Annotated in this window: 16 protein-coding genes; 3 read left to right on the forward strand and 13 right to left on the reverse strand. The window is 68.6% G+C overall.

Going from position 1 to position 11,954, the window contains the following annotated elements:
- Window positions 1–131 precede the first annotated feature (131 nt).
- The 12 genes from BJ964_RS08740 to BJ964_RS08790 form a co-directional block, all read right to left on the reverse strand.
- Window positions 132–2,288 carry a cell division protein FtsK gene (locus BJ964_RS08740; protein ID WP_229806972.1) on the reverse strand — a complete coding sequence of 719 codons (2,157 nt, stop codon included), beginning with the start codon at window positions 2,286–2,288 and terminating at the stop codon, window positions 132–134.
- Window positions 2,285–2,668, reverse strand: coding sequence for a hypothetical protein (locus tag BJ964_RS08745; protein ID WP_188120209.1), 384 nt, complete (start codon window positions 2,666–2,668; stop codon window positions 2,285–2,287). The genes BJ964_RS08740 and BJ964_RS08745 overlap by 4 nt, the downstream gene beginning before the upstream one ends.
- A gap of 12 nt (window positions 2,669–2,680) precedes the next feature.
- Window positions 2,681–2,845: a hypothetical protein gene (locus BJ964_RS08750; protein ID WP_188120210.1), complete on the reverse strand. Its 165-nt coding sequence runs from the start codon at window positions 2,843–2,845 to the stop codon at window positions 2,681–2,683.
- Window positions 2,846–2,851: 6 nt separating this feature from the next.
- Entirely contained in the window at window positions 2,852–3,544 is a 693-nt protein-coding gene (locus BJ964_RS08755; RefSeq protein ID WP_188120211.1) for an NUDIX domain-containing protein, read from the reverse strand.
- A gap of 91 nt (window positions 3,545–3,635) precedes the next feature.
- Window positions 3,636–3,788, reverse strand: a complete 153-nt coding sequence (locus BJ964_RS08760) for a hypothetical protein (RefSeq protein WP_188120212.1) — start codon at window positions 3,786–3,788, stop codon at window positions 3,636–3,638.
- Entirely contained in the window at window positions 3,788–3,940 is a 153-nt protein-coding gene (locus BJ964_RS08765) for a hypothetical protein (protein ID WP_188120213.1), read from the reverse strand. The genes BJ964_RS08760 and BJ964_RS08765 overlap by 1 nt, the downstream gene beginning before the upstream one ends.
- A gap of 77 nt (window positions 3,941–4,017) precedes the next feature.
- The gene (locus BJ964_RS47850; protein ID WP_262479324.1) at window positions 4,018–4,149 is read right to left on the reverse strand and encodes a hypothetical protein; all 132 of its coding nucleotides are present in this window, start codon (window positions 4,147–4,149) and stop codon (window positions 4,018–4,020) included.
- Window positions 4,149–4,334, reverse strand: a complete 186-nt coding sequence (locus tag BJ964_RS08770) for a hypothetical protein (RefSeq protein ID WP_188120214.1) — start codon at window positions 4,332–4,334, stop codon at window positions 4,149–4,151. The genes BJ964_RS47850 and BJ964_RS08770 overlap by 1 nt, the downstream gene beginning before the upstream one ends.
- A complete protein-coding gene (locus BJ964_RS08775; protein ID WP_188120215.1) occupies window positions 4,334–4,498 on the reverse strand; it encodes a hypothetical protein in 165 nt (54 codons plus the stop codon). The genes BJ964_RS08770 and BJ964_RS08775 overlap by 1 nt, the downstream gene beginning before the upstream one ends.
- Window positions 4,499–4,590: 92 nt before the next feature.
- Window positions 4,591–5,469 (reverse strand): ABC transporter permease, encoded by an 879-nt coding sequence (locus BJ964_RS08780; protein WP_188120216.1) that lies wholly within the window; start codon window positions 5,467–5,469, stop codon window positions 4,591–4,593.
- Window positions 5,470–5,503: 34 nt separating this feature from the next.
- Window positions 5,504–5,857, reverse strand: a complete 354-nt coding sequence (locus tag BJ964_RS08785; RefSeq protein WP_188120217.1) for an RRQRL motif-containing zinc-binding protein — start codon at window positions 5,855–5,857, stop codon at window positions 5,504–5,506.
- The gene (locus tag BJ964_RS08790; RefSeq protein WP_407650796.1) at window positions 5,857–6,108 is read right to left on the reverse strand and encodes a DUF6284 family protein; all 252 of its coding nucleotides are present in this window, start codon (window positions 6,106–6,108) and stop codon (window positions 5,857–5,859) included. The genes BJ964_RS08785 and BJ964_RS08790 overlap by 1 nt, the downstream gene beginning before the upstream one ends.
- 410 nt (window positions 6,109–6,518) lie before the next feature.
- Between BJ964_RS08790 and BJ964_RS08795 the strand changes: the two genes are divergently transcribed.
- Genes BJ964_RS08795 through BJ964_RS08805 form a run of 3 tightly spaced genes read left to right on the forward strand, consistent with a single transcriptional unit; the run spans window position 6,519 to window position 8,630 of the window.
- Window positions 6,519–7,376 carry a GntR family transcriptional regulator gene (locus BJ964_RS08795; protein ID WP_188120219.1) on the forward strand — a complete coding sequence of 286 codons (858 nt, stop codon included), beginning with the start codon at window positions 6,519–6,521 and terminating at the stop codon, window positions 7,374–7,376.
- Window positions 7,377–7,382: 6 nt separating this feature from the next.
- Entirely contained in the window at window positions 7,383–7,916 is a 534-nt protein-coding gene (locus tag BJ964_RS08800; protein WP_188120220.1) for a kinase, read from the forward strand.
- Window positions 7,917–8,630 (forward strand): beta/alpha barrel domain-containing protein, encoded by a 714-nt coding sequence (locus BJ964_RS08805; RefSeq protein WP_188120221.1) that lies wholly within the window; start codon window positions 7,917–7,919, stop codon window positions 8,628–8,630.
- A gap of 380 nt (window positions 8,631–9,010) precedes the next feature.
- On the opposite strand, the gene BJ964_RS08810 is transcribed toward BJ964_RS08805, so the two are convergent.
- Window positions 9,011–11,935: a hypothetical protein gene (locus BJ964_RS08810; RefSeq protein ID WP_188120222.1), complete on the reverse strand. Its 2,925-nt coding sequence runs from the start codon at window positions 11,933–11,935 to the stop codon at window positions 9,011–9,013.
- Window positions 11,936–11,954: the final 19 nt, after the last annotated feature.

The following is an 11,954-nucleotide window of genomic DNA, read 5'->3' on the forward strand; positions in this document are numbered from 1 at the left end:
TGCCTCCTGAGGCGTTTTCCGAGCGTGGAGGGGTGTCGGCGCGACCCGCGACCGGTGAATGTCTGTGCTGACCAGGCCGGTCGCGGGTCGAGTCGCGTTGACGCGACCGGTCGCGGGGACGCCGCGACCGGTCAGGCGGCCTTGCGGCGGTCGATCGCGGCGTCGATGTCGTCGACCTTGGCTCCCTTGAGAGCCCGCCCGCCGCGTTTGACATCTACGCTGCGTACACCGAACGCGCGGACCTGAGCCGAGATCGATTCGGCGGTGATGTCGGCGTAGTGCTCCGGCAGACGACCGGCCAGCCGCTCGGCCAGGTCCTCCCACTGCAAGCCGTTCTCGCCGCGCTCGAACATCGAGCGCACGTCGGCGAGCACGTCGCGGGAGATCCGGGCCACGTCCTCCCCGGCGGCCATACCGGTCAGCGTCCCCGTCTGTTCCCGCAGGCCACGAGCGGCGATCAGGATCTTCTCGGCGTCGTCGCCGTCGGCGAAGAACGTGCGCACCGTCGGCGTCGCGTCGGTGGCACCACGTAGGATGCCGACGCCCTTGTAGGACGGCAGCAGCGTGGACGAGTCGAAGCCTTCCGAGTACGCGCCGGAACCGAGTGCCAGGTCACTGACCTGCCACGACCCGGTGCGCAGGCTGAATCGCACCTGGTGGTTGTCGCGGAAGCTGATGAACTGCTGAGCGACCTGCCCGGTGCCGACTCCGCTGGGCCGCTGGGTTGCGTCGACGAAGATGACGCCGGCCGCCGGGGCGACCTTGACCAGATACACCAGCAGCGCGGCGATCTCCTTGGAGATGTCCCCGAGATCGAAGTACTCCTGGAACTCGTCCAGGATCACCATGCGGACCGGCATCTTGTACTTCGGATCACGGGCGATCTCTCGGGTCAGCTTGCCTTCCGGGCACACGTCCACGGGCAGCTTGGACAGCCGCTCGTAACGGTCCTGAACGTCGGCCTTGATCTCCCGCAGCGCTTCCAACACGATCTCGGCCGGGTCGCCGTCGCGGGTCATCGCCAGACCGAACGCGCACCGGTCGGCGATCAACGCGAACTTGCGCCAGTCCGGCTTACCGCCACCGTCGAACACTGTGATCTTCACGTACGGGTCGAGCGCGGCGTACAGGCCGAGCAACCGCGCGGCCCACGTCTTACCCTGCCGGGGCTGAGCGGCGATCATGATCGAGATCCACATCAGCAGGATCTCGACCTTGTTGCCGCGCTCGTCCAGGCCGAACGGGGCAGGCTGCCAGATGTCGGTGGGCTTGCACCGCAGCAGCGGCGTGCTCCCCACACCAACCGACAGCGGGTCACGGTCGGCCACCCACAGCGTGTGCCGCCGGTGCGAGGTGGCGTCGCGGGTGATGAACACCTGAGAGATCGCCACGTCCAGGCCGGACGCGATCGCGCCGCGCGCCTTGACCGCGTCGTCGAACGTCTTGCCGTACGGCAGATCGATCGACACCTGAGAGCCGGTCCCGGACCGGTCCCGGGCCATCGTCGAACCGAACGCCACCTGTTGGTGGGACCGGTCCGGGTGGCCGAGCCCGGCGGCGTAGTACGCCCGAAGGATGATGTCCGGGTTGATCCGGCGGAACCGTCCGGCGACGGTCGCCGGGGTGATGATCGGCCGGTCGTCGGGGCGGCCGATGTGGGCCAGGAACGCCACCACGCCCGCGGCGCTCGCCAGCAGCGCCCACGTCGGTGCGGTCGCGTACAGGATCGGTCCGCCGATCAGCAGCGTGAGCAGACCGGCCAGCAGCACGATCCCGCGCCACATCCGGGTGGCCTTGACCTCCCGGTGCAGCTTGAGCCACATCGCCGGGTCGTTGGCGTCGGCGGCGGCCTGCCGCAGCCCGTACTGCTCCGACACCCACCACCACTTGATCTGGCGGCCGAGCAGCCGGAACGCGCCGACGATCGACCAGAACGCGGCGAGCAGCGCGTACCAGGGCGAGCGCAGCGCGTGGAAGCCGAGCCGGTACGCGCCGATCGCGGCGGCCTGCTTCGCGCTGTGCTTGATGTTGGGCCAGGTGTTCCAGCCGACCGGCACGATCGGGATCCGGCCGCCGGTCGCGGCCGGCGGCGGGTCGACCGGGTCGCCGCCGCGCTGCGGCTCGGCGTCCAGGGCCACCTCGAAGTGGGTGCCGCCGGGCTCGGCCGCCGCCCGCCGGGCTCGGGCCGTGTCCAGGTCCACCACGGCGGCGTCGGGCTGGTCAGCCAGGTCGTATTCGGCGGCGCTCCAGTCGAACCCGTCAGGGCCGGGAGTCGGGTTGTCGCTCACGGACGGTCCTCCGTTCCGTTCATGGTGCCTGGGCATTCGAGGGGGTTGGGCAGGCAAGACCCGATCAGGCCGGGGTATTCGCCGATGTCGAACAGGCCGATGAACGTGCTCACCGGTTCGGGCACGGTGGCGCACACCGTGCCGCCCGGCGTTTCGAGGTGCACCGCGTCCGAGCCGACCGCGACGCCGGTCAGCCGCGCGTCCCGATCGAGCAGGTACCGGGCGATCGGGCACCAGTTCGGGTTCTCGGGCTCGCCCTTGACTCCGGCGCACATGAGTTCCGTCGCCACGTCCTCAGCGGTGCGGCCGAGCGCGTACATCAGGTACTCGGCGTTGTTCCGGACGGCGTCCGGGTCGATGTCGAGGTGAACGAGGGTCACGACGCCTCCCGGTCAGTCGAGGGGTCCGCAGGCGTGCTCACGCTGCGAGCCGTGACAGCCGCACGTGAGGTATCCGCCGACATCGATCAGCGGGAAGTCGTCCATGTCCGTCACCTCCGGCTCGGCCGGGGTGAGGTCGACGGCGTCCGTGTCGGGTCGCGCGGGGATGGTGGTCACTGCCGATCACTCCCCCGAGCCGAGCGCGTCGGCGAGCATCGCCCGGTGCGCCGGGAAGATCTCGGCGTAGAACTCGTCGTCCAGGTAGGTGGTCAGGGCCTTGAAGTTGTCGGCCAGCACCCACGCCGCGCACACGGCGTCGTCGCCAGCGGTGGGCTGGGGGAGCTGCCACGGGTGCTCGATGGGGCCGAAGTCGATGCGGACCAGCACGGTGACCATCCACGCCTCATCCGAGGCACGCGGGTCGGGCACGTACCGGGCCGGCAGCGTCGTGACCCACGGGTCGCTGGGGTTGGCGGAAAGGCTGGTCTCTTCCCGGAGTTCCCGCACGGCGGCGTCGGTGGGGTCCTCACCCGGGTCGACGTAGCCGCCGGGGAGCGCCCATCCGTGGCCGTCGGAGCGCTCGACCATGACGATCCAGCGGTGTCCGGCGGAGTCGACGGCCGACACGAGGGCGTCGGCGCAGACCTGCTCGCCCCAATGGCCCAGCTCGTTGCGGCCGTAGCGGATGCCGGTGCTCTCACACGGGTTGACCGGCCGCCCGTCGATCACGTTGAACGGGATGACGGCGGCGGCCTGCCGGGTCGTCCAGTCGATGCGGGTCGGGTCGGTCTCGGGGTCGGCCCACGACGCGCCGGCCGCAGCGGCGGCGAGCACGTCGGGGTGGGTGAAGGTGCGGTGCGTGTGTTGCGGGACCATGAGGGTCCTCTCTCGTGTCGGTGATACGGGGGTGAGGACCGGCGGCACGGCACGGGTTTCCAGGCCACAAGGGCCGTGCCGCCGGGCGAAGTCAGGACTGATCGGCCTTGCGTTTCTGCTCGCCGTAGATCAGGCGGCGGCGGGTCGCGTCGTCGGAAAGCACGTCGCGGTTGGCCTTGTGGGCGCGACGGCTGATGTCGTCCCACTGCTGGTCAGTGATCGTGTTCGGGACGCGAGCCGACATCAGCGCTTGTCCTTGCTGCGCTGCTCGGCCATCCGGCGGAAGTACTCCCGCGTCGCGGCCTGCTCGCGCCGGGCGCGGTCCTCGCTGTAGCCGGCCCGCTTGAACATGCGGTACTTCTCGTCGGCTACCTGCTCGGAGACCTTCTTAGTCATGACGATTTCCTTCCCGGTCGCCGATCTGGCGGCCACCGCACACGACCGGCGCACAGGTCCGGTCGCGGCGGCGGCGGTCAGCGCTTGGCGTTCTGCCTGGCCCGGCGCTCGTCGGCGAGGCGCTGTGCCTCGCGCATCTGCGCTTCGCGGGCCTGCCGGTTGCGTTCGCGGATCTCGTCGCGCTGGGCGTGCAGCCACTTGTCAGCCATCAGGACCTCCGACCGGTGACGGCCCGGAACAGCGCCCGGCCGGCCGCGCTCGCGGCGTCGCCGGCCACGCGGGCGATCTGGTTCTCACGGAACGTCGCGGGGTCCTCGGTGCTGCCCTTGGGCATCCGGCCCTTGCTGGCGCGGCCGGTCTCGAAGTCGGCCACCCATCCGGTCTTGCGGCCCATCAGTGGCCACCGCTCTTGCCGATCGAGCGGCGGTCGCGGCCGGCGGCGCGCGCGGTGCGGTCCTTGGCCGTGTCCTCGGTGCGGGCGCGGGCCTGATCCGCCTTGATCTCGGCGGCGGTGCGGCCCATGTACGGGCCTCCCGCGCTGAACAGGTTGCTTGCCATACTGGTGACCTCCCAAAGGTCTGCTGACTGGATGGGGTGACCGGCGGCGCAGCACGTTGCTTGCAGGCCTTGGGCTGCGTCGCCGGGCGGATCTAGTGCGAGCGGTGCATCAGGTGCGCGAGACCGGCGCCCATGCCGAGCACGGCGACCGGGATGCAGGAGACGGCGGCGGTGATCGGCCACGGGGCCGACTCCCACCCAGCGGCGGCCATCAGGTGGTAGGCGACCTGGCCGAGCGCGCCGAGCAGCAGCGACGCGAGCGCCGACCACTTGGCGAACTTGAGCGCCGGGCCAGTGACCATGCCGGACAGCCACACGTACAGCGCGTACGCGGCGTAGGTCTCCACGCCGATCGGCAGCGTGATCGCCGTGTTGATCTGGAAGTCAGAGATGCCGGGCAGCAGCGTGACCATGCCGAACCCGGTGAGGCGTCCCATCTCGACCCAGCCGCCCCAGATCGCGACGAACGCGGGCAGGCAGAGGATCAGCACGGGCCAGACGATCGGCCGGCGGCGCTTCGGCGCGGGCTCGGCGACCGACTCGGCCGCCGGCGGCTCGACCGGCTCGGCGGGCGGACGGGCGATGCCGACCCACGCCATCTCGTCGCCGGGGTCGATCAGCGGAGGCGGATATACGACCGGCTCGACCGGCGAGACCGGGTCGTTCACCCGGCCCGCTCGGCGGAGCAGATCCTCGCGTTCCGCCGCGCTCGCCTCAGGCGAGTCCCACCCGCGACCAGTAGTCACGGTGGGCACGGCGATCGGCGGGACCGGCTCGGCGGCGGTCGGCGCGGCCGGGGCGGTCGTGAGCGCGGCGATCAGCTCTTTCGCCTTCGGTCCGCCGACCTTGAAGGTCTTCATCAACTGGTTGCGGCTCGGGATCTCGCCGAGCCGGTCGACCAGGTCGCGTGCGTGCGGGATCAGTTCGTCGACGGTGCGCGGGTAGGCGCTCGGGGTGGTCGTGGCGGTCATCGGCTGTTCCTCTCGGAGCAGGGATAAAGGCAGGTCACGCGCACTCGATGCAGCAGCCGAGCGAGCGCGGGATGCAGTAGGGCCGGACGGTCGAGCAGGTCGAGCAGGTGCGGCGAGCGCGCATCGCCTTGGCGAGCGCCGCTCGGACGGCCGGCGTCGCGGTGCGCTTGGGCCGGGCCAGGTCGAGCCGGTACAGGTAGGCGGCGCGGACGCCACCGACGCCGCGCCACATGATCTGAGCGGCGACGGGTTGTCCGCCGGGACAGAGGCCGCGTTCTCGCAGTTGGCGTCGGGTGGCGTAACCGGCAGGGGCACCCCGCCACCAGTAGGTGGGGATGCCGTACCGGTCACCGTCCGGGTCGTGGAACGCGGCCCGGATGCGGGCCATCAGGCCGCGCGGCGCGGGCTCGGCGACCGAGTCAGCCGGGCCACCAGCGCGAACGTCTCGCGGATCACCGCGCGCTCGGCGCGGCGCACCCGGCGCACGTCCAGCTCACTCACCGGTCCGCGCTCGGCCGTGTTCAGCAAGGTGATCTCGGTGTCCAGCCAGACCAACTCGGCGTTGATCAGCGGTTCCTCGATCTCGATCGCCGCCAGGTCGGCGGCGGTCGGCTCGGCGTAGAAGTCGTGATCACTCACGGGGTGTTCCTCCATAGGAAGGGTCAGCGCGACACCGACGCGAGCGGCCGATGCCGCACTGACCAGCGAAAAATGACGAAGAGATGCATGGATGACCAGCGCCCATGCGCGGCGACCTTTTCGGGAATCCGTCCCTTGGGAGGTGCAGCCCAGCGGCTCTATGGAGTTCTCAGAGAACGTGTGCGCGGCGGGACGATCACGAACGGTGCAGCCTGAGCCACATCCGCCGTGTCGGAGCCCGACCGGCTATGCAGCTCACGCTAACAGTTGTTAGGCATTCCAATCAACTGTTATGGCACGAACCAGCCTTGACCAGCAGAGACGGGCCTCACAGCGCGGACAACTGTTAGGTCTTGATAGGCTCGGCGGGTTGGCTACCGGAGCCGCGTGCGGCAGTGAGGACAACCCAGATGGCTACGTCTCGCCCCCGCCTGACCCCGCCCGAGTCGCTTCATCAGCAAATTGCGAGGAACATCCGCAACGAGATTGAGGCCGGCGTGCTTCGCGACGGTCAGGTGTTGCCCTCAACGCGCGACCTCGCGGCGCAATGGGACGTAAGCGTCTTCACCATTTCCGAAGCGATGAAAGTCCTCATGGAAGAGGGACTGGTGGTAAGCCAGTCTCGATCCCGCCGAGTTGTACGCGCGCCGGCACAGCCGGTACCACAGTCCGAGTACCGGACCTCAACTCCGCACGTGATTTTCATCGGCGGATTCGCCGGGAGCGGAAAAACCGAACTTGGCCGCATCCTCGCACGTCAGACCGGATGGCCGATACTAGACAAAGATACGCTCACGAGGCCCGTAGTCGAGGCGGCACTCGAAGTTCTCGGCATGTCGCCGAATGACAGAGAATCCGCTACTTACTTGGATCTCGTCCGGCCGCGTGAATACGAATCACTGCTCGCGGCCACCGATGAGAACGTAGGGTGCGGGAATAGCGCCATCGTAACCGCGCCGTTTCTGCGTGAATTCGGGGATGCCGCATGGATTGGTCGGATCAGTGCCCAGATGTCGAAGTACCGGGCACAAGTGACCTTAGTTTGGGTGTTCTGTGACGAACCCACGATGCAGGCATACATCCGGCATCGTGGGGCAGCCAGAGATTCCGCCAAGCTCGCCGACTGGAATGGTTACATCGAGCGCATTGGCTTGGACTTCCGCCCCGTCTCACCATACGAGCTAGTCGACAACAGTGCCTCAAGTTCGCCGCTCCAAGAGCAGGCTCAAGAGCTACTAAAGGCAATTCTTGCCAGCGAGAGTGAGTGAGACGCGATGAAAGGCGTCATCCTCTATGGCCCACCGGCCTCTGGCAAAGACTCGATAACCGCCGCGCTGCATGAGATCAATCCTGTTTATTGTCTCTTTCCCCGCGTCAAGGTCGGTCCGGGTCGGACAAGCGGCTATCGGATGGCAACCGGGCAAGAGGCCGAGCAGCTACGGAAACAGGGTGAGGTGGTATGGGAGAACGCTCGATACAGTTCCAGCTATATCATCGATCGGTCTTTCCTTCTTGACCACATCGGCCGATCCATAACGGTAGTACATCTAGGCCAGACTCAGGCCGTGTCAGAGGTGACGAAAGCGATACCGGAAGCCTCATGGACGGTCGCATATCTTTGGTGCCCCAGAGATATCGCCGCGATTCGCATTCGAGCGCGCAACACTAACGACGACGAAGAGCGCTTGCGCGCTTGGGACGCAACCGAACCACTTCAAGACGCAGACCTATTCATTGACACATCGAAGATATCGATCGAGCAGGCCGCGAAGCTTATCGACAGATTCCAGAAAGAGGCGTCTCGCTAGATGATTGTCTGTGTTCCTGCCTTGACCCCTGGCGCACAGGGAACGATCGACACCAGCGCACTCAGGCCGTATATCAACCGCGCGGCCAACACGTGGGTTCACTCATTCCTGTTATCTGGCTCCACTACGCGCGGCGATCTGCTAACCGCCAAGGATAAAGGGTCGATCATCGATATCTGGCTAGAGCAGTTGCCGCCTGGCAGGATAATCGCCTGTTGCTGGAATAGTGACGACATCAAGGAATCGAGCGCCCGTGGCGTTCGAGCCATGGCGGTTCTCCAGGCACTTCCGAACGAAAATGCCGCTCTAGATTTTCTAGCCTCACTTCCGGGCGGCTCTTACATTTACAGTCATCCGATGTACACACCGACTGTTTTCAATACGGAGCTAGCTACGCTCGCCGCTAAAGCCGGAGTACTCCCGGCGGGCGGAAAGGTGGCGAAAATCGGCTTCTCCGATATCACGGGAATCAGGAATGCAACAGGGCCGGAATTTGCCCTCCTAGACGGCTCATCGCGTCAAATAGGCAAGCGCATCGAGGCGGGCGCGTCAGGGGTAATTGCAACGCCCCTGAGCCACATCCCGTCACCGTTCCCGACTGCTGACCTGCCCGCGCTCCAGCCGGTGATCGACGCGTCTCAGGCGACGCTAGACGCCCTGCCGGACCGACCTGCCAGGACGGCTCACCTACTGCAAGCTGCGTTCGGGAGCTGAGCCAGGCGACCGCCTGACCGGGGGGTCGGAGCGAGCCAACGCCAGCGCGCCACCGTCTCAGTTTCCGTCTCGTTCGCCGTCGCTCGCGACCGTTCACGGGCGTCCGACATTCCATGTCTGCCCAGGTCACGGATGGTGGCGAACGACGGCGAACGACGGCACGCAGACTTGGAAAGCGTGTTGGGTTAACACCCTCACGAGTTCGAATCTCGTATCCTCCGCCAAGCCCTACCAGGGCAGACGTTGAAGGCCGAGCCGGTTGGCTCGGCCTTTGGTCGTTCTGGACCCGGCCTCGGCCGGCCAGTGGAGCGGTCTATTGTCGGGACCGAAAACAGTGCGGGCGAGGGCCGGCTCCCGATCGGGGCCGGCCCTCGCCTCTTTCACTTCTTGATCTTGTAGGTGGCGGAGACGGCGCGACCGTCGTAGTGACCGGTCCGCTTGGCGATCACGGTCAGGGTCAGCTTCTTGCCGGCCCACGACTTCTTGATCTTCAAGGACGACGTCACCGCGACCAGCTTGCCGTTCACGCGCCACTCGTACCGGAATGTGGTCGGCTGGGGTGACCAGGCACCCACCGTGGCCTTGACCGTCCGGCCCGCCTTCACCGTGCCGTTGATCTTCGGCTTGGCCGACGTCTTCGGCGCCGCGCCGTAACCCACCACCAGCGTGCCCGAGGACGCCGGGGTGGAGACCCGGTCGGCACGCTTCGCGGTCACGGTCACCCCGAGGCGTTTCCCGCGCAGAGAGGCCGGGATCTGGTACGACGAAGCAGTCGCCCCCTTGATCGCCACACCGTTCGCCGTCCACTGGTACGAGTACGACGCCGGCGCCGGATCCCAGGAACCCACCGCGGCCCGCACCGTCACGCCCACCCGCACCGACCCGGTGATGCCCGGCGCCCGTACGACCCGGAACGGCTCGAGCGTGACCGGCACGCACGGCTCGCCGTCGCAGGTCGTCTCGGCCCGGAACGGCAGGTTCGCGTTCTCGGTCTTGGGCGCCAGCACGAACAGTGCCATCCCGGTCGGCTGCTCGTACGGCAGGCTCACCTGGCAGCCGCGGCCGCCCTCGGCGTACGAGCAGGAGGTGATCCCGCCGTCGGCCAGGGTGGTGAAGTAGTACGGCTCGGGCGTCTCGGTTCCGCCACCGGTGTTGCTCAGCGCCACCGTGAAGGAGCTCCGGTTCTTCACCGGCACCGACGCGCAGACCGCTGTCCGCTGGTCGGAGAGGGTTCCGGCGAGCGGGCCGACGCCGGTCACCGGGCACTGGGCGACCGGCTGTCCGGCGCTGGTCAGCCGCCAGGTGTCCACCCGGTACGGCACCTGCTGCCCGTCCACCGCCGGCCAGACGAAGATCTGGTAGGCGGTCGAGCCGCCGACCCGGCACGGCACCACGTACCCCGCGCAGCGGTCGGCGCCGGACGCGTCGGTGATCCAGTAGCGGGCGGCGTACCCGGTGCTGCGCACGCCGAGCCAGTGGCTGTCGGCCGCCGCCGCGGTGACCCGGTAGCAGCGCACCTCGTCGTCGGTCCGCAGGGTGCCGGCCAGCGCCGGACCGCCGAGCACCGAGTTCGACGGGGTCTCGCACCGCGCCCCGGCCGGGCTGTAGTCCTCCCGGTGGATCCGGTACTGGAAGTCGGCGGCCGCGGCGGTCAGCACCACGGTGTACGCCTTACCCGTCTCGAACTTGCAGCGCAGGAGCTGGGCGGACGCGTACCGGGCGCTGCCACAGACCTGCTTGCCGGTGTCGTCCCGGACCGAGATCGAGGCCCAGCCGTCGTGGCCGGTGACCGGGGCGTACCCGATGATCTCGGCGGTCGAGTGCCGGTCCGCCGGGATGCTGTAGCAGGTGGCGAACCGGCCCGCCGAGAAGGCGGTGTTCACGCCGACGGTGGCGCCGATCGAGCCCTGCGGCAGGACGGCACACCCGCTCACCCGGTCCATCCGCTGCACGACCACGGCGTAGTCGCCGGAGGCGGCGCCGTCCGGAGCGTTCAGCAGGATCCGGTACGGGGCCCGGCCGGTCAGCACGCAACCGTTGGTGGCGCACAGATCGGTACCGTCGGCGTTGATCAACGTCCAGTCCGGACGGGCGGCGCCGGTCACCTTCGGCGGGTACAGCAGCCCGATCGAGGCGCCGGCCGTACCGGTCAGCTCCAGGCAGCCGGTCTCGCCCGCGACGGTGAACGAGCCCCGCACGGCGCCGCCGGAGATGCCCTGGTCGGAGACCTGGACACAGCCCGTGGCGGTGGGCCGGGCGAACACCGTGGCGTACGCGGTCTCGGTCACACCGGAACCGGCGATCAGTGTGTAGCGGCCGGCGGCCGGGAAGTCGCAGAGGCCCCCGGCGGTGCACACATCCCTGCCCTGGGCGTCGTACACCTGCGCCGACGTCTCGTAGCCGCGGGCGTCGACGACCCGCACCAGGTGGCGACCGGCGGCCGGGACGTCCAGCAGGCGGCAACGGTTGACGTCCGGCGCACCGGCCGGGCCGGTCCCGAAAGTGCCGGGCGTGACCACCACGCACCCGGAGGGCGCGGACAGCCGCCGGACCTGGTAGCTCAGCTCACGGTCGGCGTCGCTGAACGCCACCAGACGGTACGGGCCCGAGCCGGGCAGCGCGCAGCCGTCCACCTCGTCGTACTCCTGGTCGGCGCAGATCCTCGCGCCGGTCCGGTCGGAGATCCACGACAGGTCGGCCCCGGAGACGTACGAGAGGATCCGCTCGCCGGGCTCCGCGGTGAACGGAAGGCAGAACGCCTGCAACGGTGACGTCGGGGTGATCCGTCCGGTCGGCCGGTCCCAGCCGGTGCCGGTCGCGGAGGTACAGCCCTGGTCGGTGTTCAGGTTGAGGAACACCGCCTGGTACGCGTAGGTGTCCCACTCGTCGTTGCGCAGCCACAGCGTGTACGTCCCCGCCTCGGCCAGGTCGCAGGTGCCGCCCCACTCCGAGCAGACCACCCCGCCGGCGTCGCTGAGCTCCCAGTCGAGCTGGCCGCCGTCGGAGGTCCGGACCCGTTTCAGGCCGGCCGAAGCCCGCACCGACCAGCAGTCGAAGCCGTCCGGCTCGACCTCGCCGGCCGCCACCTGGTCTTCGGCGAGGTCCCCGAAGCCGGCCTCGCGCAGGGTGCCGCAGCCGACCGGAATGTCCGCCTGCTCCGTCGAGGCGGATCCGGGCGAGAGTGTGGGCGTGGGCTCCGACACCGTGGGAGAGATCGAAGGGGACGGGGTGGCCGCGTGGGCGGCTCCCGGCAGTCCGGTCGCGATCAACAAGCCGCCCAGCAGAGCGGCGCTCCAACGCCTCATGGGCGCTGCCTAATGCACA

The organism is Actinoplanes lobatus (assembly GCF_014205215.1).
Taxonomy (GTDB): Bacteria; Actinomycetota; Actinomycetes; order Mycobacteriales; family Micromonosporaceae; genus Actinoplanes; species Actinoplanes lobatus.